Consider the following 23,259-nt stretch of genomic DNA (forward strand, 5'->3'; position numbering starts at 1 on the left):
CCTTTTAAACAGCAATATTCTACTATTTTCTCTTTAATTTGTCAAAGCTAAGAATTTTTGACTAAAGATTTTTCTTTAGCTTGTTCAATTTTAAATTTAATTTTACCTTGATGAGCTCCAACTTTTAGAACTTGACCAGCCTTTAACTGACCGCTAATTAAGTATTGTGCAATAGGATCTTCAAGGTCTTTTTGAATAGCCCTTCTTAATGGACGAGCACCATTTTCTGGATCAAATCCATCCTTAGCTAACACATCTAAAGCAGCTGGAGAAATTTTCAAAGTTACATCTTGATTCTTTAAACGAGTAACCAAGCGATGGGTTAAAAGCGTTACAATTTGACGCAATTGCTTTTTGTTCAAGCTATCAAATGAGACAACTTCATCAATTCTATTCAAGAATTCTGGTCTGAAGAATTGCTTAGTGGCTGCCTCAATCTTATCTTTTTTGACTTGATTCAAATCAGCATTATCTGCTGCAAACCCGACTGTCTTATCTTCCTGAATCGATCTTGAGCCAAGGTTAGAAGTCATAATAATAATTGTATTTCGGAAGTCGACTTTTCTTCCTTTAGAATCAGTTAAAAAACCTTCATCAAGAACTTGTAAAAGTAAATTAAATACATCTGGATGAGCTTTTTCTACTTCATCAAGTAAAATAACTGAATATGGATTGCGACGAACTCTTTCAGATAATTGTCCGCCTTCTTCATAGCCAACATAGCCTGGAGCTGAACCGATTAGCTTGCTAGTAGCAATTTGATCCATATATTCAGACATATCCACTCGAATGATATTTTTTTCAGATCCAAATACAGCATCCGCTAGCGCTTTAGCCAATTCAGTCTTACCTACACCAGTTGGACCTAAGAATAAGAATGAACCAATTGGACGATTTTCATCCTTTATTCCGCTTCTGCTTCTTCTAATGGCACGGCTAACAGCACTTATTGCCTTATTTTGACCGATAACTCTTTCATGCAAAATTGCTTCTAAGTTAGCTAAACGCTTAGTTTCGCTCTTTTTCATGCGAGTTACAGGAATTCCAGTCCATTGAGCTACAACTTTAGCAATTTGAGCTTCGTCAACAACAGCAGTTTTGGCATTTTTAGCCGTTAATTTTTCATTTAAAGCTTCACGTTGCATTTGAAGCTCATCTTCTTGTTCATGAAGCTTAGCTGCTTGAACAAAGTTTTGATTTTCTGCAGCTTGCTCTTTTTGAGTAATCGTTTGCTTAATTTGAGTATTTAACTTTATAAGCTTTGGATCAACCTTGCCTTTGGCAGTAATTTTAACTGCGGCACTAGCTTCATCGACTAAGTCAATAGCTTTATCTGGTAAAAAGCGATTAGAAATATATCTAGTTGATAAATCAACAGCAGCTTCTAAGGCATCTTCGTTGATACGCACATTATGATAAGCTTCATATTTTGGACGCAAACCTTCCAAAATCTTTACAGTTTGCTCTTTAGTAGGTTCACCAATTTTTACTCTTTGAAAACGACGAGCTAATGCTTGATCTTTTTCAATATATTTTTGATATTCATCAAAAGTAGTGGCACCTATCATTTGAATATCACCTCGAGCAAGCGATGGTTTCAAAATGTTAGAAGCATCGATTGCCCCTTCTGCACCGCCAGCCCCAATAAGAGTATGCATTTCATCAACAAACAAAATTACAGAGCCGTCTTGATGAATCTCATTAAGGATCTTTTTCATTCGATCTTCAAATTCACCACGATACTTAGTTCCTGCAATCAAACTCCCCATATCAAGAGCCATTACTCTTTTATGAGCTAAGTCTTCTGGAACTTGACCATGAACAATCGCTGCAGCGATACCTTGAGCCACTGCAGTTTTTCCTACGCCAGGTTCTCCCACTAAAACCGGATTATTTTTAGTTCGACGAGATAAAATTTGAATTACTCTTTTAATTTCTTTATCGCGTCCAATTACTGGATCAATGCCGCCTTCGCGAACACGCTTATTCAAATTAACTGCCACTTTATCAAGATTAGGAGTAAGCGATTTAGAGCTATCATTTGTATTAGTCATATTTTGACTGGTAAAATCACTCGAGCTAGAATCGTTATTGCCTAATTCCTCATTAATCTCATCAATCAAAATTTGTGGATCCAAACCTATATTTTTCAAAATAAGACTAGCTAAAATCTGGTTACTTGCTAGTAAACCTAAAAGAATATGATTAGTTTCGATCTCGCTAGAACCAACACTATTAGCTTTTTGTTTAGCATAATTTAATACTAAATCTAGTCGTGGCGACATCTCCATGTATGTTGCCTTAGGGCTGGAACCATAACCTGTATAGCGTTCTATTTCTTCTCTAACTAAGGTTGGCGTGACCCCATTTTCGCGCAATAACTTTCCAGCATTCCCATTAGCTTCTATAACTAATGCTAATAAAACATGCTCAGTTCCAATAATTCGATGATGAAAGTTTTGTGCCTGTTCTCTTGCAATTTGTAATACATCTCTAGCACTATTGCTATATGATTTTTCCATTGCGCACCGCCTTACTTTACTATATTTTTATAAGTAACAACATGAGTTAGTAAATATTCTAAATCTTGCTTATCTCATTGTAAAATACTTTTTATTTTCTTAAAAATATTGTAACAATAAAAAGATCCTGACAAAAATCAGGATCTTTTACTTTATTGGAGATCATCCCATTGAATTGAAAGAGCTGGCGTTTCATTATAAGGAATCTGCTCATCTAATTGCATTGGATAGATAGCTGCAATTTCATATGGAGACAAATTTTCTTTAAAGTGCTTTGCTTTTTCAATATCTTTGGATGCGTACAAAATATCAACTAAACCATTCTTCTGAGTAGAATCATGGTTTACACTTGCGTGCATAACTACATAAATTCTTTCTTTCATAGTAATCTTCGTCCTTCCAGGTGCTTTGGAATAGCTCATTAAGAGCCTAACTTTATCCTAGCACGGAATTAAAGAAAGAAAAATGTTTTTTGTACGAAAATATTTACTAATCGGGATGACAGGATTTGAACCTGCGACTTCTACGTCCCGAACGTAGCGCTCTACCAAGCTGAGCCACATCCCGGGGAACAAAAAAAGACTCACGCTTCGGTGAGTCTTTTATACTGGAGCGGAAGACGGGATTCGAACCCGCGACCCCCACCATGGCAAGGTGATGTTCTACCACTGAACTACTTCCGCAGTACATTTACTAGTATAGCAAAACATCTTTTGATTGCAAGCATTTTTTTGAAAAATTTTTCAAAAAAATAGGCTGCCTTTTTAGACAACCTAATTTTATGAGATTATTTATTCTTCTCAGCCTTTTTCTTCAAGTCCTCTTGTACTTCGGCATCAACGTCTTCCACTTTTTCAGGACGCATTGTTGGGAAGAGCAAGACATCGCGAATAGCTGGTGCATCGGTTAAAAGCATTACTAAACGATCAATACCGATACCCAAACCACCTGTAGGAGGCATACCGTATTCCATAGCACGGATGTAATCTTCATCGATCATATCCGCTTCATCATTACCAGCTTCACGTTCTTCCATTTGTTCTTCAAAACGGTGACGTTGATCAACTGGATCGTTTAATTCTGAAAAGGCATTACCATATTCCATACCTAAAATAAAGATTTCAAAACGATCAGTAAATCTTGGATCATCGGCATTCTTTTTAGCAAGCGGAGAAATTTCTACAGGGTGACCGTAAACAAATGTTGGATCAACAATAGTTTTTTCACAGAATTCGTCAAAGAAAGCATTGATTACGTGACCAACCTTCCAGAATGGTTCTGGGTGAATACCATGTTCTTCCGCAATCTTCTTAGCTTCCTCGTCAGTCATTTCTTTCCAGAAATCAACACCGGTCTTTTCCTTGATCAAGTCAACCATGTGAACTCGACGGAATGGCTTGCCTAAGTCAATATCAGTTCCTTGGTAATTGATCTTTCCATCTGGTGAAACAACTTTAGCAGCAGCACGAATAATACCTTCTGCTTCGTCCATTACATCATGGAAGTCCCAGTATGCAGCATAGGTTTCAAGTTCAGTAAATTCAGGGTTGTGACGAGTATCAACACCTTCATTTCTGAATACTCGACCAATTTCGTAAACTCTTTCCATACCACCGACAATCAAACGCTTCAAAGGAAGTTCCAAAGCAATTCTCATGTAAAGATCAATATCTAAAGCATTGTGGTGAGTAATGAATGGACGAGCTTCGGCACCGCCAGGAATATTATGAAGAACTGGAGTTTCAACTTCTAAGAAGTCCTTATTATTCAAGTAATTACGGATTGCTTGAATAATTTGAGTACGGTGAACGAAACGCAGGTAACTATCATGGTTTGTAATCAAATCAAGATAACGTTGACGATAAATTTGTTCAACATCCTTTAAGCCATCCCACTTGTTAGGCAATGGACGAAGAGCTTTAGATAAGAAAGTAACATGAGTAGCACGAATGGTTAATTCGCCAGTATCAGTCTTCATTACTTCGCCATCGATACCTAAAAAGTCACCGATATCTGATTTTTTAAAGATTTTGTAGTTATCTTCACCAACAATATCTTTACGTACATAAATTTGGATCTTACCAGTACGATCATAAAGATCAGCAAAACCAACCTTACCTTTACCACGTTTTGCAAGCATACGACCTGCAATCTTGGTCATTGGCATGTCTGCGTTTAATTCATCTTTATCTTCATTGCTATACTTTTCATTTAAGCTGCGAGCTAAGTCTTGACGATCAAACTTTCTCACACCAAATGGTTCAATACCATTTTCACGCATTTCGTCCATCTTTTCGCGACGAACGATAAGTTGGTCATTCATCTCATTTTTTGCCACTGTAAAAAACTCCTTTATCGATTAATGTTTTTGCCTTGCTTCATATTTTTCCACAAAATCATCTAGTAAGTCAAAAACTTCTTGTTTAGTCCAAACATCATTTATTTTAGCACGAGTACGAGCAGAACGGGGAATTCCCTTTAGATAGTATGCAGCTTGACGTCTAAATTCAGGAACAGCAATCTTTTCGCCTTTAAGTTCAATTAAGCCATTTAATTGCTGTTTAGCAGTTTCTACCTTTTGCGCCACAGTTTGTTCTGGTAGCTTTTCACCAGTATCTAAGTAGTGAACCATATCTTTTAAAATCCATGGATTTCCTAAAGCTGCTCTTCCCACCATAACTGCAGTTGCTCCAACTTCATCTAGCATTTGCTTAGCTTTTTCAGGAGTAGTTACATCCCCATTTCCAATAAACGGAATCGACAAATGGTCCGCAACGTCTTTTAAAGTTTCCCAATCTGCTTCACCCATGTACATTTGCTTTCTAGTCCTGCCGTGCATAGCTACTGCACTAGCGCCAGCTTCTTGAGCTGCTAAAGCATTTTCGACAGCGAATATATGACGTTGATCCCAACCGGTTCTCATTTTTACTGTAACTGGCTTTTTGACATTTCTGACTACAGCATGCACCATTTGATAAATCTTATTTGGATCAAGTAACCACTTAGCGCCTGCATCGGTTTTAGTAACCTTGGGCACAGGACAGCCCATATTGATATTGATAATATCTGCCGCTGTATTTTCATCAACATAGTGAGCAGCTTGGACTAAAGTTTCTTCACTACCACCAAAGATTTGAATACTCATTGGGTGTTCACGAGGATCAACTTGCAGCATGCTCAAAGTTTTTTTATTACGATAAATAATGCCGTGATCAGAAATCATTTCACAGACAACTAATCCGGCACCGAATTCTTTACACACCACTCTAAAAGCAGCATTAGAAATACCTGCCATTGGAGCAACAACAACTTGATTTGGAATCTCAATTTCTCTAATTTTCCAGCTTTTACTCACATGCATACTCCTTTCAAAATCACTAAACAATTCTACCAAAAAAGCAACTATTAGACTATCTTTTTGTTAGTAACTATTTAATCTTTTTGTTCAGCTAAAATTTTCTTTAATTCATCTTCTGAAAAATGATATTTATTTTTGCAAAAACGGCAAACCAATTCAGCTCCATGATCTTTTTCAATCATTTCTTTTAAGTCCGCTGGCTTTAAAGTTTTCAAAATATCAGTATATTTTTCTTTAGAACAATCACATGCAAAAGCAACTTCTTGTTTATCTAAGATTTTACAATCATCGCCTAAGATTTGCTCGGCTAATTTTTCCGGAGTCAAGCCATCAAGAAGCAAAGTAGACAAATGCGGCAATTGTTTAATCTTCTTTTCTACTTTTGCCAGCAATTCATCACTTGCTCCTGGCAAAGCCTGCATCATGAAGCCGCCAGCTGCTCCAATTGAATTATTTGGTTCAACAAAAACTGACAATCCAACCGCAGATGGAATTTGTTCTGACTTAGCCAAATAATATGTAAAGTCTTCAGCTATTTCGCCACTAACAATTGGAACTTCACCTGTGTATGGCTTATTTAGGCCTAAATCTTTGGTTACTTGAAGCCATCCTTGACCAACCGCTTTAGCAACATCGATATGACCATCTTTTCTTGGCGGAAGAGCAATATGTGGATTTTGAACAAATCCTTTTACTTTTAAATCAGCTTTTGCAGTTACCACACAGGCTCCCACTGGTCCATTACCTAGTAATCTTACAGTTAATTCATCTTTATCTTTTAACAAGGCTCCTGCCAAAAGTAAACTTCCAATCATCGTTCTGCCCAAAACAGCCGATGATGCACTCCAAGTATCATGACGCTTTTGTGCTTCGTTTACTAAGTCCTTAGCAGTTATTGCAAGAAAACGGAGATTTTTTGTTTTATCAATCGCTTTAATTAAATAATCATTCATTTTGTTTCCTCTAAAAAAAATAGAGCTTAATAGCTCCATTTTTAATCTTATTCTTTATCATCTGTACTGTCACTAGAAGTGTGTTTGTTTGAATCACTATCTTGTGCATCTTCAGATTTCTTGTCTGCATCCTCATTTTCAGATGGAGGATTCAATGGAATATCATCGATATTTCTGTGATCATCTGGAAGTGGATGAATATCTTCTTTATCATCCTTGCTTTCAGTTTCTTCACGTTGATGATCGCGTTTTTCCATTGCAGCTTTGGCTTCTTCATAAGTTGAAGCTTTATTTTCACTTGGAAATTCACTATCATCGTTTTCTGGCATCTTACCAGTCTTAAACAATGAAAGAATTTGCTTTTCATTCAAAGTTTCATACTTAAGAAGAGCTTCAGCAATGACTTTATGAGTTTCTCTGTGAGATTTAATAATCTCAACGGCCTTGTCATAACCTTCATCAAGAATCTTCTTAACAGCCTCATCAATCTTAGCTGCAGTAGCTTCACTATATGGTTTTACACCAAATTCGCCTTGCATACTTGGAGATTCTAATTCAGTCATTCCGACATCAGTCATACCGTATTGAGTAACCATGCTGCGTGCAATGTTAGTTGCTTGTTCAAAGTCGTTTGAAGCACCAGTTGATTTATCACCAACTACGATTTCTTCACCGGCACGACCACCCATTAATCCAGCTACTTGTTCCATTAATTGGTGTCTAGTAAGCAAGTTTTCATCTTCCTTAGGAAGCATGATGTTGTATCCGCCAGCTCTACCACGGGGAACAATAGTAACCTTACGCACAGTTCTTGAATCGCTTAAAACTAATCCAACAATTGCGTGACCAGCTTCGTGGAAAGCAACGCGTTTTCTTTCTGATGCAGAAATAACTGTATCTTTCTTAGCGGGTCCAGCAATAACTCTATCTTCTGCTTCATCAATATCAGATGCTGTAATTTCTGTCTTATTACGTCTAGCAGCAACTAAAGCCGCTTCGTTCAAGACGTTTTCAAGATCTGCACCAACAAAGCCTGGAGTTTGACGAGCCACTTCTTTCAAATCAACGTCTGAAGCAAGTGGTTTATTTTTAGCATGGACTCTTAAGATTGCTTCACGACCTTTTACGTCTGGACGACCAACTAAAACCTTACGGTCAAAACGACCTGGACGCAATAAAGCAGGGTCAAGGACGTCGGAACGGTTAGTAGCTGCCATAACAATGACACCTTCATCGCCTTCAAAACCATCCATTTCAACAAGCAATTGGTTTAAAGTTTGTTCACGTTCGTCATGTCCACCGCCAACACCGTTGCCACGTTTACGTCCAACGGCATCGATTTCGTCGATGAAGATGATACTTGGAGCATTCTTTTTTGCAGTTTCAAACAAATCACGAACACGAGATGCACCAACACCGACAAACATTTCAACAAAGTCTGATCCAGAAATTGAATAAAATGGTACGCCAGCTTCACCAGCAACCGCACGTGCTAGTAAAGTTTTACCAGTACCCGGAGGACCCTCAAGCAATACACCAGCCGGAATTCTAGCGCCTAACTTAGTGTATTTGGATGGATTCTTCAAGAATTCAACAATTTCAACAAGTTCTTGCTTTTCTTCTTCTTCACCAGCTACGTCAGAAAAACGAACTTTATTTTTACTTGGATCTTGTGGTTTAACATGAGACTTACCAAAGCTCATCATGCCACCGCCACGGCCTTGTCCACCTTGGTTCATCATCATCCAAAGCATTACGATGAAGATTAAAGTGGGTACAAGCATTACGATAGTGGAAATCCAAGTACCTGATTGAGATTCCCCTTGGCCAGAAATTGTAGCTCCAGATTTTTGAGCTAAATTAGAAACGTTCTTAACCATGGAATCATTTTGCAACATTGTAGTACTGAAGCGATCTACGCTTGAATTACCAGTTGCGCTACCAAAGAAGTCTAAACTATTATTCTTTTGATTCTTAGCTTTATGTGCTGATTTATAAGTTCCAGTTACGGTGTAAACACCGTTAGCTGGCTGAATATTGATGCTCTTGACTTTATTAGCCTTCAAATCCTTAACAAGAGTTGAATAACTAATATTTTCTGAGGAACCGCCTGATCCTGATCCACCTACGAACCAGTTAATTCCTCCCAAGAGGATCACGAAAACCAAAATATAGAAAAGACCGTTTGATAGCAGCCTATTTCTTCTATTTTTCATATTGAACCTCCATGAAGTTTCTCGGAATTACTCTCAAAATTTTACCATAAAAATCAAATTTTCCCTAATCATTTAAACGAATCTTCACAATTTGAGAAAATATTATATCGAATATATTTTTTATCAAATTTTTGCCACTGATAGACATGTTCAACAAATAAAATTTGCTGGTTATTTTTGATAGCTAAGCATCGATTTCTAAGCTGTTTTGGAATACCGACTTCAGCAAATTTTTTCTTAGATTTTGCTTGTTTATCATTTGCAAGCTCAAGTTTCTCACCTGCAATAACGCTGCCAGCTTTTAGCTGCAAATTAGGTTCATTATAAAAAAAACCTACTGTCTGCATCTGAGGAACCTTTTCTTTTAAAGATACAAGATACTTTTTTCCTCTAAATAAGAATTCTTTATCTAATTGAATCGGTTGCATAGGACTATCTGCAAATTTATTTTTGGTGATAAAAAATCTATGACGATAAAAGAAAATACTAAAGCCATCTTTTTGCCAAATATTTTCATCTATCTCGCTAAAGTGAACTTGCTGATGCCATTTATTTAAAATTAACCACTCAAAATATCGCCTTTTTTGCTCAAGCGACAGGCCACTTAAATCCGCCATATTTCCAGTTATACTATCTAAAAAATAGCTTGGTGCCTTAATTGATGAAAACAAACTACTTTGATCATTTTCTAGCTCATCTTCACTTTCAAGAAAACGCATCGCATTTTTCACTAAGCCAGAATTTTCTTTTTTTAGCAGTGGCACTATATGGTGTCGAATTCGATTGCGCAATACATCATCTTCAAAATTAGTTTGATCTTGAATAAAATCAATTTTATTTTTCTCATCGTACTGCTCTAATTCCTGCTTTGACCAATATAGTAGCGGTCGCAATACACTGGCTTGTCCAAATTTTCCAATCTGAATCAGTGAATTCATTTCTTGAACTCTACCTGAACGTACAAATTTAAGCAAAATATTTTCAATTAAATCATCCCCATGATGAGCAGTTAATAAATAATCAATCTGCTCACTAGCAATAATTTCTTTAAAAAAATCATACCGAAACTTACGTGCAGCCGCTTCTATTCCTACTTGTGGCTGCAGATCTTTTGCCCACTTCTTGTGATAAATTCTTAAATTATACTTTTGACAATAACGATCTAATAACTCATTTTCTAAGTAACTATCGCGTCTTAAATTGTGATCCACATGCCCTACAACGATTTGCAATTCAGGCTGTGGCACTAACTTACGCATCATATCCAGTAGTGCCATAGAATCTGGCCCTGCACTAGTAGCAATTAAAAACTTTTTTTGATTAATAGCTAAATCATTTTTAGCAAAAAAATCTGCTAGTTTTTTCATAAGTTTCCTCATAAAAAAAGCGACCAACCGGTCACTTTAATCAATATTTTCTTTTAATGTCTTAATTTCACGTCTTGAATCATTAAGTAATTCAGTTAAGCTTTTAGAAAAATCCGCCTTATTATTATAACTATTAGTTGGATCAATCAAGTCAGGATCATTGACTCTAGCTAAAGATAAGGCGATTTTTCCACGGTAGTTATTAAAAATAACTACTCGAATTTCATCGCCTTGACTAATCTTTTTCCGTTGACTTGCCCATTTATCGCCAAAATCTTTGTGATGAATCAAGCCATGGTGATGGTGAGGCAAATCAACAAAAACACCGAGTTCAGTAACATTATTAACTTTTCCGGTAATTCTTAATCCAATCGGAAATTTCATTAATTATTATCCTCTTTTTCTGGGATATTATAAATTGCCTCTCCAGGCTTAGAATAATAGAACTTGTAGCGAATTACCTTGCCAACATAGTTAGGGTCTTTTAAATCTTTACTTTGAGCTTCAAGCTTTTTACTCTTTTGCTTAATCTTATTTAATTGAACGCGACTTGCTTCAACTTGAGAATTAATACGATTAGTTTGAACATGGACCATAATTAATTGAATGCCAAAAAAGACGAAGATAATGGCAAAAATTGCAAATATTCTATTTCTACGTACTCGATGTACTTCTTTAACTTTTCGTGCTGCTTTTCTTTGCAGGCGTGCAATTCTTTCTTCGTCGCTTAAAGCATTATAAATTCTAGGGCCCTTGTTCATGAGCTTAACCCACCTTCATTAATTTTGACTAATAACATGATAATTAAATTTTATTTCATTATACAACACTCTTAATATAACACCTATTTAAAGAAATGTCATTAGTCAATTAGCTCATATAGGTCACTTGCTTCAGCTTTTTTTGTAGTTTCTCTAAGATCACGAACTTTAGCCTTTAACTGTTTATTTCCGAAACCGATTTCAATAACGTCGCCCAATTTCACATCATAGCTAGACTTTACTACCCGGTCATTTACTTTCACTCTGCCTTGATCAGCCATTTCTTTAGCGACAGTACGTCTTTTTACTAATCTAGAAACTTTTAAAAATTTATCTATTCTCATATTTTTCACCTATTATCTTTGTACAATTTCTTGTACTTTATTTAAAAACTCTTTTATTTCATTGAATAACTGTCTAGAAGACATCTTATCTGACACTTCTAAAACGACATTCATCCTTTGTTTCGGATCCATATTCACACGCGCACGCATCGTGACATGTTCCAAAGCTTTGAAGACATTGGGTCCTTCAAGTTCTTGCGTTGCCTTATTATTAAAAATAATTTGAATATGTTTATCTTTTTGCACAATACTTAAAGCTTGTGCTTTATCTGCCTCAGCTTTCAAAGTAGAAACATTTAACAGATTTTCCACTGCAACTGGGTAATCTCCAAAACGATCAATCAATTCATCTGCAATTTCATCAGCCTGCTTACGAGTATCAATTTCTTTAATTCGCTTGTAAAATTCAATCTTTTGCTCTTGATCGCCAATATAATCATCAGGAATATAGGCTTCAAAATCAAACTGAACTTCAGCATTAGTCTTAGCAATGATTTTTTGTCCCTTTCTCTTTTTAACTGCTTCATCTAGCATTTGAGAATATAAATCATAACCGACGCTGTCAATAAAGCCATGTTGCTGCTGACCAAGCATATTTCCTGCTCCACGAATTGACAAATCACGCATAGCAATTTTAAAGCCAGATCCTAATTCCGTAAAATCTCGAATGGCGCTTAATCGTTTTTCGCCAACTTCGGTCAAAACCTTATTAGGTTGGTACAAAAAATATGCATAAGCTAGTCGCGCGCTACGACCAATGCGTCCGCGCAGTTGATATAACTGACTTAAGCCATAGCGGTCTGCATCTTCGACAATCAAAGTATTAGCATTTGGCATATCAACTCCAGTTTCAATAATGGTCGTCGTTACCAAAATATCAAATTCATTTTTGACAAAACGATACATGATATCTTCTAGTTGATTTTCACTCATTCGGCCATGGATATATTCAATTTTGGCTTCTGGGATTAATTCTTGCAGCTGACTAACCACCTTATCAATGTCATCAATTCGATTATGCAAGAAAAAGACTTGACCATTACGTTTCATTTCACGCAAACAAGCTTCGCGGACGATACTTGGCATCTCTTCCATTACGTAAGTCTGGATTGGATAACGGTTAGTCGGCGGAGTTTCCATAACAGATAAATCTCTAACGCCAACCATCGACATATGCAAAGTTCTAGGAATCGGCGTAGCCGTTAGCGTCAAGACATCGATATTAGCCTTTAGCTGTTTTAATCTTTCCTTGTGCTTAACACCAAAGCGCTGCTCTTCATCAATGATTAATAAGCCTAAGTCCTTAAATTTTACGTCTTTAGACAAAATTCTGTGTGTTCCAACCACAATGTCAATTTGCCCATCTTTGAGCTTTTCTATGATTTCTTTAGCCTCGCTATCGCTTTGAAAACGTGATAGCATTGCTGCTCTGACTGGAAAATCTTTGAAACGGTCCTGCATTGTTTCAAAGTGCTGCTGAGCTAAAATCGTAGTTGGCACTAAAAAAGCAACTTGTTTACCATCACGAATTGCTTTAAAAGCTGCTCGCAATGCAACTTCTGTTTTACCAAAACCAACGTCGCCAACAACTAAGCGATCCATCGGACGAGGTGATTCCATATCTGCTTTAATTTCTTTAATCGATCGAACTTGATCTGCAGTTGCTTGATATGGAAATGAATCTTCAAAAGCTCTTTGCAATTCATCGTCTTTACTAAAAGCATATCCTTTTTCTGATTCACGCTTTGCATATAAGTCAATCAGGTCGTCCGCAATATCTTCAACTTTAGACTGGACCCGCTTTTTAGTTTTCGCCCATTCGCTGCCGCCTAATTTATTAATATGTGGCACGCGTCCTTCAGAAGCTACGTATTTTTGTACTAAGCCTAATTGATCGGCAGGAACAAACAATTGATCATGATGCTGATAAGTAATCGTGATATAGTCGCGCTTTTTGCCATCAACTTCTAGCGTTTTAATTCCTTCAAAACGGCCAATTCCGTGATTGACGTGAACTACATAGTCGCCTGGCTTAAGTTCAGTATAATTTCTTAATCTTTGTGCATTTTCTAAAGTCTTAATCCGCTTTTTGTGGTGTTTTTTCTGATTGAATAATTCGCGCTCAGTAATATAAATTAAGTTTACGGTTGGCAGATTAAATCCAGTCTGAAAATCACCAATAATTATTTGAGTTTGTCCTTCTTGAATTTGATCTGCACTGACAATCGGAATATCCAACCCATAATCGACAAAATTTTGCTGAATTTGTTGGGATCGCAATTTAGAGTCAGCTTGAATAACCACGGTTTGCTTTTGAGTGTGAAATCTTTTTACCTCAGTCTTAATTAAAGGCATCTGACTAAAGAACTGCTCAACTTCGCGGCTAGTAAAGTTCAGCAATTGATCAAACTTTAATCTCCCCATCCCTTTTTGGAATAAAGAAAAATACAATCGATTTTGCTTTGACTTTCTTAAGACATTTGTAAAATTGCTGCGCAATTTCTGACTATCAAGCATTGCTCCAGCTTTAATTTCTTCAGAGATAAAGCTTTCATTTTGAGCATCAACGTCATTAACGTTTTTTTGAATTAAAGGCCAATCATCAAATAAAAGTAGGCCATCATCTGCTAAATAATCTAAAAGAGAATATGATTTTGGCAGTAAATAATCTACTAAAAATGAATAATTTTCAGGTAAATGTCCCTGCTTTAAATCATCTAAGGGCAAAGAAAAATGATTGTTGACCGCCTTTTCATCAGCTGTAGAATCTTGAATATCTTTCTCAATTTTTTTCACGGCCTCTGCAATATCGTCTTGAGAAAAAACACGGTCCAAAGCTGAACTAATCGATACTTGTTCAATACTTTCTAAACTTCTTTGCGTTGCCGCATCAAAACGTTTAATCGTATCTATTTCATCGCCGAAAAATTCAATTCGCACTGGATCTTGATTTTGCAATGGATAAATATCTAAAATATCCCCACGCAAAGCGAATTCTCCTGGACGCGCCACAATACTATCGCGTTTATAGCCGTTTGCAATCAGCCAATTCGTTAAGTCCTTCAAATCATGCTCTTGACCAATTTCAAAAGTTTTATTTGCCTTAGCAAATAATTCAGGATCAGAAAGCTGATACTGCAAACCTTGCGGCGTAGCAATAATTATTCCTGTTCTTTGCTGAAGCAAAAAATTCAAAGTCGAAATTCGCTCGCTTAATTCATCAAAAGATGCTACTGCAGCTTGCGTAGCCAAAGTGCTATCCACTGGAAAAGCATGGACTATATCTTCAGATAAAAAAGCGGACAATTCATTTTGCAGTCTTTGAGCTTTATCTTCATTTTCTTCAACTAACAATAATGGCTTATTTTGCCTTTGCAAAATTTGTTTAATAATTACGCTAAAAGCCCCACTATTTACTCCAGTAAGCAGAGATTTTTTATCGTGAGGCAATTGATTAATAAAATTGTTTAATTGTTGATCTTTTTCAATTATTTCTGAGATTTGCATTTTAATTATATTGATTCATCAAATACTGGGCATCTTTGCCACTAACAAAATCCTCAATAATCTTTTCGCTAGTTTCAAATGCTTGGTCCATTTGTTTTTGCTGCTCTCCTGCAAAAGGAGTCAAAACCCATGAAACTACGCTTTGTTTTTGAGGATGCTGAATTCCAATTTTTAAGCGATTAAATTCAGTGGTACCTAAACAAGCAATAATGCTTTTAATTCCATTATGACCACCTGATTTACCATTTTTTCTAATTCTAATTTTACCAACTGGCATATCCATATCATCATGAATTACCAGTATATCTTCGGGTTTAATTTTGAAGAAATTGGCTATTTGGGCAATTGATTTTCCCGAATCATTCATATAAGTTTGCGGTTCGAGAAAAATCACATCTTTGCCATTAATTTTTTGCTTAGTCCAAAATCCTTCAAATTTATCCTTATCAAGAGTTAAATTACTATCTTTTAAATAATGATCTAAAGCCATGAAACCAGTATTATGCTTAGTTTTTTCATATTTTTGTCCTGGATTACCCAAAGCTGCAATTAACTTCATTATCATTTTTCTCCTTAAACTAGTTTAGTTAGCGTGATGATTATAGCACATAGGTAATTTGTTCTGCTTTAAAAATACATTTTAGATATGATATAATCTTTATTGTTAAAAAAATCACTAAATGTGGAAGGATGAATTTAACATGACAGAAGAAAAAATTCATAAGATTATTCTTGTCGGTGACGGTGCTGTAGGTTCTACTTACGCATTTTCATTAGTACAACAAGGCATCGCCCAAGAATTAGGTATCGTTGATATCGTTAAAGAAAGAACGCAAGGTGACGCTATCGACTTAGCTGACGCTACTCCTTGGATTGCACCAAAGACTATTTACTCAGCTGAATATTCTGATGCTAAAGACGCAGACTTAGTTGTTATTTCTGCTGGTGCTCCACAAAAGCCAGGTGAAACTCGTCTTGACCTTGTTAACAAGAACTTGAAGATCTTATCTTCAATTGTTGAACCAATCGTTGAATCAGGCTTTAAAGGTATCTTCTTAGTTGCTGCTAACCCTGTTGATATTTTAACTCACGCAACTTGGAGAATGTCAGGCTTTCCTAAGGATCGCGTTATCGGTTCAGGTACTTCACTTGATACTGGTCGTCTTCAAAAAGTTATCGGTGAAATGGAACATGTTGACCCACGTTCAGTTAATGCATACATGCTTGGTGAACACGGTGATACTGAATTCCCAGTATGGAGCTACAACAACGTTGGTGGCGTAAAAGTTAGTGACTGGGTAAAGGCTCACCCAGAAGTTGGCGAAAACAAGCTTGAAGCTATTCATAAAGAAGTTGCTGATATGGCTTACGACATCATCAACAAGAAAGGTGCCACTTTCTACGGCATCGGTACTGCTTTAGCATTCATTACTAAGGCTATCTTGAACAATGAACACAGAGTTCTTCCACTTTCCGTTCCTATGGATGGTGAATATGGCTTGCACGATCTCCACATTGGTACTCCAGCTGTTGTTGGTCGTCACGGTTTGGAACAAGTTATCGAAATGCCATTAAGTGCTGACGAACAAGCTAAGATGGAAGCATCTGCAAAACAATTGAAGGAAGTTATGGACAAAGCCTTCAAAGAAACTGGCGTAAAAGTTCGTCAATAATCTTAAAATTAAATTTTAAAAGAGCATTTGGAAACAAATGCTTTTTTATTATCCTTTAAATTGATAGAATAGATTTGAGATCATGCTAAATTAAAACTTTTTACAGGTATTTAATTATACTTTAATTTATTTTGCTATTTATGGTATAATTTCAATTAAATTTATCAATTTACGGAGGCGTCACTTAATGCTTATTAAATCTCTGGTTTATAAAAAGAATTATTTAACAACTGTTAATGAAAAGGCTACTCTTGCAGAAGCACTTAAAATTCTTGAAGACTCTGGTTTTCGTTGTGTTCCTATCTTAGATGATACTGGCACAATTTTTAGAGGAAATATCTACAAGATGCATATCTACCGTCATAAATCTCAAGGCGGAGATATGAATTTACCTGTTACCTATTTACTTAAAAATGCAACTAAGACCATCAAGGTAGATTCACCATTCTTCCGAGTTTTCTTCAACATCAAGGACTTACCTTACATTGCAGTCTTAGATGAACAAAATCACTTCTACGGAATTTTAACCCACTCTCGTTTATTAGATATGCTTTCAGACGCTTGGAACATCAACAATGGATCTTATGTTTTAACCGTCTTATCTGACAATGATCGTGGTAATTTGGTAAGAATGTCAAAGATCATTTCTAAGTATACTAATATTGCTGGATGCTTAACTTTAGACGTAAAAACTGGCGAATTAGTAAGACGTAACCTTTTCACTTTACCAGTTGGTGTATCGCGCGATACTATGGAAACTATCGTCAGAAAGCTAGAAAAGAAAGGTTTTGTTGTTGCTGAAATTGAAGACCTTCAATCAGGAATGACAATCAGAAGCGATGAAAAGCCGGGCGAATTCTTAGCAGATTAATCGTTTCAAAAGCTAATTAAAAGAACTACTCAGTTTTAAAATTACTGAGTAGTTCTTTTTTCTAAAATTTTGCTTCTTTATAAACGCGAGGCAAACGATCACTTAAAAGACATGCAATTTCATAATGAATTGTATTAGCACGATCAGCCACCCGCTTAATAAAGTTAGGAGCTTGTGGATTATCCGAAATAAGTTCTACCTTGGTACCCACTGGCATTTCTTTAGGTAATAAAACCATACATTGATCCATACATACACGTCCGACAATTGGACAATAAGTATCGCCCACCTTGATCTCAAGTCCCTGCATCGAACGTTGCCAGCCATCTGCATAACCCACAGGAATTGTGCCAATCCATTGATCAGAATCGGCTTGATAAGTTACGCCATATCCTACTCCATAGCCTGAATGAATTTGCTTTACAAAAGTTAATTCAGAAGTAAAGGTCATGGCAGGTTTTAAACTAACTTGGGAAGCAAGATCCTTGTTATTAGGCGCAGATGACGGATTAAGACCATACATTGCAATCCCATAGCGGACAATATCACTTTTTACAGGTCGTTTAAAAATACTTGCAGCACTATTATCCACATGGATGTACTTAGGTTTAATAGTAAGCAAGTCTTTCATATGATTGAATCGCTTTACTTGGTATTCAAAATATGAAGTATCTGCAGAATCTGCTTTTGAAAAGTGGGTAAACATCCCCTCAACTTCAAAATTAGGATTATCTTTTAAAAATTCATTAGCTTTGACAAATTCATCGTCTTCGCTAAAACCAATTCTTCCCATACCTGAGTCAATGCCTAGATGAATTTTTAGCTTTGAATTTTCACTAGTTAAATAAGATTGTGCCTTTTCAAGCCAAGATAAACTTCCGACTGTTAATGAAATATCTTTTTGACTAGCTAAAACTGCCCATTTTTCAGGAACTATACCTAACACCAAAATCGGCTTAGGGATACCGTACCTTCTTAATTCTAGCGCCTCATCTAAAGTTGCTACACAAAAGCCAGTTGCTCCAGCTCTTAAAGCCGTATTTGCCACAGCAATTGCTCCGTGACCATAAGCATTAGCTTTAACTACCGCCCAAAGCTGTTGGTCTTGATCTAAGTTCTTCATTTCATTTTGAACATTTTGTCTAATTGCATCTAAGTCAACATTTATTTGTGCTGGCCTGTGAATTGCAGGTATCATTAAAATTAACCTTCCTCTAACAAGACTTGCGTTACCACATATTTTTTTTCATGTGAAATGCTAACAAAAATTTTACCACTAAATTTAGTAGACGTCATAATGGGATGCCCTATTTCATCTTGCAAAATTTCTATATCTTTAAAGCCCACTTCTCTTCCCAATCCTGTTCCATATGCCTTTGAAAAAGATTCTTTGCAAGAAAAACGACCGCCTAGATATTCAATTTGACGTTGTCTGGTATATTCCTTATACTGCTTAAACTCATTTGAAGTTAAGACTCTTTTAGCAAAACGATCTCCTAATTTTTCTTGTAATTTTTTAACTCTCTCTAAATCTAAAATATCAATTCCAATTCCTCTAATCATTTTTTGTCATTTTCCCTTTTAAACAAAAAGACGCCAAATGGCGTCTTTTTTATTAATCTTTTTTCTTAATCACGAAATCATGATTTTTGTTGTTATGACGACTGCCGCGCTTAGAATTTGGTCGACGACGATATTTACTATTGCGATCACCATTATGTTTAAAGTTTCGTCTTGAGCGTGAGTGTGAATAATCGCGTTTTGCCTTGTATGGCAATGGTTTTTCTGGCGTAATCTTAACTTTTACGCTATCAGCATCTTTTGATAGATCCTTGAGTAATGCCGCAACTAAATCAACAGCAGAATAGTCATCTAAGAGCTTTGCAGCACCTTCAGTATACTTACTCAAATCACCATCTAAAAGCTCCTGTACCTTTTTATTTGCAGCGCTCAATTGGCCTTTGAAAGCCTCTTCATCAGAAGGTGGACGAAGTGGCATCATCTTTTTATGAGTTAGATTTTCAATCGTTCTCATATAGCCAATTTCATTTGGCGTTACAAAGGTAACGGACATACCGTTTTTACCAGCACGACCAGTTCTACCGATCCGGTGAACGTAAGAGTCGGGATCTTGCGGAATATCATAGTTGTAAACGTGACTTACGCCTGAAATATCTAATCCACGAGCTGCCACATCAGTAGCAACTAAAATATCGAGCTTTCCTTTACGAAATCTCTTAAGTACGCTCATACGCTTGTTTTGAGATAAGTCCCCATGAATTCCAGCAGCATTATAGCCACGTGCTTGCAAGCCACGAGTTAATTCATCAACTCTACGTTTAGTTCTACCAAACACTACTGCTAAATCCGGATTTTGAACATCAATTAAGCGACATAAAATATCAAACTTTTCATTTTCTTTAGCGCGTACAAAGTATTGATCGATTAAGTTAGCAGTTAATTCTTTACCCTTAATTTGAACAATCTCTGGATCATGCATAAATTTTTCACTAATATGCATAATTGGCTTAGGCATTGTTGCAGAAAATAAAAGTGTTTGATGCTTACTTGAAGCGTATTTCAAAATACTTTCAATATCTTGAATAAAGCCCATGTCAAGCATTTCATCGGCTTCATCTAAAACAATTGTTTTAACTTGAGAAATATCAATTGTCTTGCGCTTCAAGTGGTCAAGCAAACGACCTGGCGTACCTACTAAAATAGCAGGAGTTTGTTTTAAAGCATGAATTTGACGTCTAATATCAGCTCCGCCATAAACTACTTGAACACGAGCTTTTTCGTCACGTCCTAGTCTAAACAATTCTTCTTGAGTTTGAATAGCTAATTCACGCGTAGGTTCAATAACAATCGCTTGGATTGAATCATGCTGCTTATCTAAATTTTGTAAAATTGGCAAACCAAAAGCAGCAGTTTTTCCTGTACCAGTTTGAGCTTGTCCAATTACATCATCACCCTTTAATGCCAAAGGGATTGTTTGAGCCTGAATTGGAGTAGCTTCTTCAAAACCAGCACGCTTAATTGCCTTTAAAATCTCTGGCTTTAAGCCTAATTCTGAAAATTTCAAATATCTAATTCCTTCCTAAAGCAGACGATCTAGAACTTTTTCTAGATGCATGCCATGAGATCCTTTAAGCATCACAATATCGTCTTGCTTAATGTCATTCTTCAAATCTTCAATCATTCTATCCATACTTTCTTGTGGATAATAATGAATATTATTTTTGCTGTACTTAGTAGTTAAAGCATCAGCTAAATTTTTCATTTCTGGGCCGTAAAGATATACTTCATCAATAATTGTTGGATCAAGTGCACTAGCTAAGCTTGCGTGCAATTGTGGTGCAGCATCGCCCAATTCGAGCATATCTCCTAAAACAGCAATTCTGCGGCCACCTTCTTTAATTTTTACTTGGCCAAAAGAAGTAAGTACTGCTTTGGCAGCTGTTGGGTTTGAATTATAAACATCATCCATAATCGCTTCGCCAACATCGCCTTTTTTCCACTGCATTCTATTTGCCGTAGGGGTAAATTTACTTAAGGCTTGAGCGATTTCTTCATCGCTTTCATGGAAATGACGTCCTACGCTAATTGCAGCCATTGCGTTAGAAACATTGTGCTTACCAATCATTGGAATGGTAAATTTTTCATCTGAATTATTAATCTTAAATGACGCATGGTGCATGTAAGACTTCCACTCAGTAGCATAGACAGTATCATCTTCTTCAAAGCCAAAAGTTGATTTACTTTGCTTAATCTTTTTAGCACGTTCAGCTAAAAGTGGTTCATCGCCATTATAGATAAATTTACCATCTGCTTTAAGAAAATCAGTAATTTCCATCTTGGCGTCGGCAATCTTATCGCGTGTCCCAAAGAATTCGATGTGTGCCTCACCAATCATGGTAATCACGCAAACATCTGGCTTAACTAAACTACTTAAATGATGAAGTTGACCTGGACGATCCATTCCCATTTCCAAAACTAAAATTTCAGTAGATGGCTTCATCTCTAAAATAGTTACAGGAACACCAATTTCGTTATTGAAATTAGCTTGAGTCTTATGAACATTGAAGCGTTTGGATAATACTGCTGCAATCATATCCTTGGTGGTAGTTTTACCATTTGAACCAGTAATTCCCACAACAGTTGGGTTTACCTTGTTCAAATAATATTGAGCCAAATCTTGCAAAGCAGTAAGTGGATCATCTACTTCAATTACTGGAATTGACTCAGGCTTATTTGGATGGCCTTTCTTCCACAAAGTAGCCTTTGCTCCATGACTAATCGCATTAGCTACAAATTCATGTCCATCTCTTTGTCCTGCTAATGGAACAAATAAAGAATTATCAGTCGCCTTTCTAGAATCAAAAACAACTGATGTAATAACAGTATCTTCGCCTTTACTTAAATCGCTATTAAGAGCACTAGCGATCTCTGCGAGTTGCATTTTCATAAATTCTATTACTCCCAATCAAAATTGCATATAGCCTATTATACTTACTTTATAGTCGTAAGCCAAATTGAGCTTTTCAATCGATCGTCATATTTTAAGGCAAAACGTTAAAAAAGAGCAGCCCCACACGGAACTGCTCTTTTGGTAGAAACCAAGAAATATTAGTTCTTTGAAGAAATACCGTACTTCTTGTTGAATTTTTCGATACGTCCATCTGCTTGAGCAAATTTTTGCTTACCAGTGTAGAATGGGTGTGAATCTGATGAAATTTCAACACGAACTAATGGGTAAGTCTTACCTTCGTAATCAATTGTTTCAGTTGGCTTCAAAGTTGAACCAGCTAAGAACTTAGCACCAGTTGCTGAGTCCATGAAAACAACTTCTTGGTAATCTGGATGAATGCCTTGTTTCATAATTTTAATCTCCTTTGCCATGATCAGTCTTTCAGATCATAGATTAATATGACTAATTAAGAATAGCACCTTCAGTCACTAATTTCAAGGAGTTTTTATATTATCTTCCCGGTTAAACTTGCCTTAAATTACTTATTTTAAAATTTAAATATCTATCTTAAAAGGCGAAAGTGGATAGCCTAATTCATTGTAAAGTCCAATATCTTGTGGATAATTTTGATAGCCATAAGAAACTTGAAGTAAATCCTTTGTCTTGAGGGAGATATACAAACAATTCTTCTTCAAATTATCATTCTTAATTTCTAGTTCTTTTGTACCAGGCTTAAACTTGAGTTTTAACACTGCTTTTCCACATAGATTGAGCTCCTCACAACGAGTAATTTCAATTTTTAATTCACCATGTGTATAACTAAGCTTTTTCACAAATGGAGTTCCGGCATAATCGCCTCCACTAATGATTCTTCCTAGTCTCAATCCCATTTTCTTTTTATGAGTTGGATGAATATTATGTTCTTCTCCGCCATCCACAAATGAAACTAAGTCTGTATTAGGTATTTGAAGTGATATCTTTAATTGCACCTGTCTAATTAAAGCAGCTGAGTCTTTAGGATAATCGCTATATCCAGGAAGTTGAATAATTTTAACAGGCAAAGATGAATCTCTTAATTCAGTACGCCAGGTATTAATTAACAGCGGCAGTTCGAATTGTAATCCGACTCACATTGTAAGAATTAGCTAAGTCGTACTCTTTTGGCAATTGGTCATTAGGTTTATATTCGCCTGAAGTGATTAACTCCTCAAACGCT

At 36.3% G+C, this 23,259-nt stretch carries 21 protein-coding genes and 2 tRNA genes; 2 read left to right on the plus strand and 21 right to left on the minus strand.

Annotated elements, in window-relative coordinates:
• Positions 1 to 47 precede the first annotated feature (47 nt).
• The 14 genes from BN55_RS01890 to pth form a co-directional block, all read right to left on the minus strand.
• Positions 48 to 2,522, minus strand: a complete 2,475-nt coding sequence (locus BN55_RS01890) for an ATP-dependent Clp protease ATP-binding subunit (protein WP_008469943.1) — start codon at positions 2,520 to 2,522, stop codon at positions 48 to 50.
• Positions 2,523 to 2,674: 152 nt separating this feature from the next.
• The gene (locus tag BN55_RS01895) at positions 2,675 to 2,905 is read right to left on the minus strand and encodes a hypothetical protein (protein ID WP_008469944.1); all 231 of its coding nucleotides are present in this window, start codon (positions 2,903 to 2,905) and stop codon (positions 2,675 to 2,677) included.
• Between the two features lie 110 nt (positions 2,906 to 3,015).
• Positions 3,016 to 3,089, minus strand: a tRNA-Pro gene (locus tag BN55_RS01900).
• Positions 3,090 to 3,130: 41 nt separating this feature from the next.
• Positions 3,131 to 3,205 (minus strand) — tRNA-Gly (locus tag BN55_RS01905).
• Between the two features lie 104 nt (positions 3,206 to 3,309).
• Positions 3,310 to 4,860, minus strand: coding sequence for a lysine--tRNA ligase (lysS, locus tag BN55_RS01910; RefSeq protein ID WP_008469945.1), 1,551 nt, complete (start codon positions 4,858 to 4,860; stop codon positions 3,310 to 3,312).
• A 21-nt stretch (positions 4,861 to 4,881) separates the two neighbouring features.
• Positions 4,882 to 5,883: a tRNA dihydrouridine synthase DusB gene (dusB, locus tag BN55_RS01915; RefSeq protein WP_040469132.1), complete on the minus strand. Its 1,002-nt coding sequence runs from the start codon at positions 5,881 to 5,883 to the stop codon at positions 4,882 to 4,884.
• A gap of 71 nt (positions 5,884 to 5,954) precedes the next feature.
• The gene (gene hslO / locus BN55_RS01920; RefSeq protein WP_008469947.1) at positions 5,955 to 6,833 is read right to left on the minus strand and encodes an Hsp33 family molecular chaperone HslO; all 879 of its coding nucleotides are present in this window, start codon (positions 6,831 to 6,833) and stop codon (positions 5,955 to 5,957) included.
• 47 nt (positions 6,834 to 6,880) lie between these two features.
• Complete coding sequence (gene ftsH / locus BN55_RS01925) at positions 6,881 to 9,049, minus strand: ATP-dependent zinc metalloprotease FtsH (RefSeq protein WP_008469948.1); 2,169 nt, start codon at positions 9,047 to 9,049, stop codon at positions 6,881 to 6,883.
• A gap of 68 nt (positions 9,050 to 9,117) precedes the next feature.
• Complete coding sequence (gene tilS, locus BN55_RS01930; RefSeq protein WP_008469950.1) at positions 9,118 to 10,416, minus strand: tRNA lysidine(34) synthetase TilS; 1,299 nt, start codon at positions 10,414 to 10,416, stop codon at positions 9,118 to 9,120.
• 36 nt (positions 10,417 to 10,452) lie between these two features.
• Positions 10,453 to 10,800 (minus strand): S1 RNA-binding domain-containing protein, encoded by a 348-nt coding sequence (locus BN55_RS01935; RefSeq protein WP_008469952.1) that lies wholly within the window; start codon positions 10,798 to 10,800, stop codon positions 10,453 to 10,455.
• Positions 10,800 to 11,177 (minus strand): FtsB family cell division protein, encoded by a 378-nt coding sequence (locus BN55_RS01940; RefSeq protein WP_008469954.1) that lies wholly within the window; start codon positions 11,175 to 11,177, stop codon positions 10,800 to 10,802. The genes BN55_RS01935 and BN55_RS01940 overlap by 1 nt, the downstream gene beginning before the upstream one ends.
• 101 nt (positions 11,178 to 11,278) lie before the next feature.
• Complete coding sequence (locus BN55_RS01945; RefSeq protein WP_008469955.1) at positions 11,279 to 11,521, minus strand: RNA-binding S4 domain-containing protein; 243 nt, start codon at positions 11,519 to 11,521, stop codon at positions 11,279 to 11,281.
• 12 nt (positions 11,522 to 11,533) lie between these two features.
• Entirely contained in the window at positions 11,534 to 15,028 is a 3,495-nt protein-coding gene (mfd, locus tag BN55_RS01950) for a transcription-repair coupling factor (RefSeq protein WP_008469956.1), read from the minus strand.
• Between the two features lies 1 nt (position 15,029).
• Positions 15,030 to 15,587, minus strand: coding sequence for an aminoacyl-tRNA hydrolase (pth, locus tag BN55_RS01955; RefSeq protein WP_008469957.1), 558 nt, complete (start codon positions 15,585 to 15,587; stop codon positions 15,030 to 15,032).
• 142 nt (positions 15,588 to 15,729) lie between these two features.
• On the opposite strand from pth, the gene BN55_RS01960 reads away from it, so the two are divergent.
• Together BN55_RS01960 and cbpA are read left to right on the plus strand one after the other, a co-directional pair.
• Entirely contained in the window at positions 15,730 to 16,701 is a 972-nt protein-coding gene (locus BN55_RS01960) for an L-lactate dehydrogenase (protein WP_008469958.1), read from the plus strand.
• A gap of 187 nt (positions 16,702 to 16,888) precedes the next feature.
• Positions 16,889 to 17,572, plus strand: a complete 684-nt coding sequence (gene cbpA / locus BN55_RS01965; RefSeq protein ID WP_008469959.1) for a cyclic di-AMP binding protein CbpA — start codon at positions 16,889 to 16,891, stop codon at positions 17,570 to 17,572.
• Positions 17,573 to 17,633: 61 nt separating this feature from the next.
• Here cbpA and alr read toward each other — a convergent pair whose 3' ends face one another.
• From alr to BN55_RS10365, 7 genes are all read right to left on the minus strand, one after another.
• Positions 17,634 to 18,770 (minus strand): alanine racemase, encoded by a 1,137-nt coding sequence (gene alr / locus BN55_RS01970; RefSeq protein WP_008469960.1) that lies wholly within the window; start codon positions 18,768 to 18,770, stop codon positions 17,634 to 17,636.
• Positions 18,771 to 18,775: 5 nt separating this feature from the next.
• Positions 18,776 to 19,135, minus strand: coding sequence for a holo-ACP synthase (gene acpS / locus BN55_RS01975; RefSeq protein ID WP_008469962.1), 360 nt, complete (start codon positions 19,133 to 19,135; stop codon positions 18,776 to 18,778).
• A gap of 52 nt (positions 19,136 to 19,187) precedes the next feature.
• The gene (cshA, locus tag BN55_RS01980; RefSeq protein ID WP_008469963.1) at positions 19,188 to 20,657 is read right to left on the minus strand and encodes a degradosome RNA helicase CshA; all 1,470 of its coding nucleotides are present in this window, start codon (positions 20,655 to 20,657) and stop codon (positions 19,188 to 19,190) included.
• Positions 20,658 to 20,672: 15 nt separating this feature from the next.
• On the minus strand, positions 20,673 to 22,040 hold the full coding sequence (locus tag BN55_RS01985; protein ID WP_008469964.1) for a UDP-N-acetylmuramoyl-tripeptide--D-alanyl-D-alanine ligase: 1,368 nt from the start codon (positions 22,038 to 22,040) through the stop codon (positions 20,673 to 20,675).
• Between the two features lie 161 nt (positions 22,041 to 22,201).
• Positions 22,202 to 22,453: a type B 50S ribosomal protein L31 gene (locus tag BN55_RS01990; RefSeq protein ID WP_008469965.1), complete on the minus strand. Its 252-nt coding sequence runs from the start codon at positions 22,451 to 22,453 to the stop codon at positions 22,202 to 22,204.
• Positions 22,454 to 22,597: 144 nt separating this feature from the next.
• On the minus strand, positions 22,598 to 23,104 hold the full coding sequence (locus tag BN55_RS01995) for a Sialic acid-specific 9-O-acetylesterase (protein WP_008469966.1): 507 nt from the start codon (positions 23,102 to 23,104) through the stop codon (positions 22,598 to 22,600).
• A 31-nt stretch (positions 23,105 to 23,135) separates the two neighbouring features.
• Positions 23,136 to 23,210: a helix-turn-helix domain-containing protein gene (locus tag BN55_RS10365; RefSeq protein ID WP_236699158.1), complete on the minus strand. Its 75-nt coding sequence runs from the start codon at positions 23,208 to 23,210 to the stop codon at positions 23,136 to 23,138.
• Positions 23,211 to 23,259 lie beyond the last annotated feature (49 nt).

Origin of the sequence: Lactobacillus hominis DSM 23910 = CRBIP 24.179 (genome assembly GCF_000296835.1) — a bacterium.
Lineage (GTDB): Bacteria > Bacillota > Bacilli > Lactobacillales > Lactobacillaceae > Lactobacillus > Lactobacillus hominis.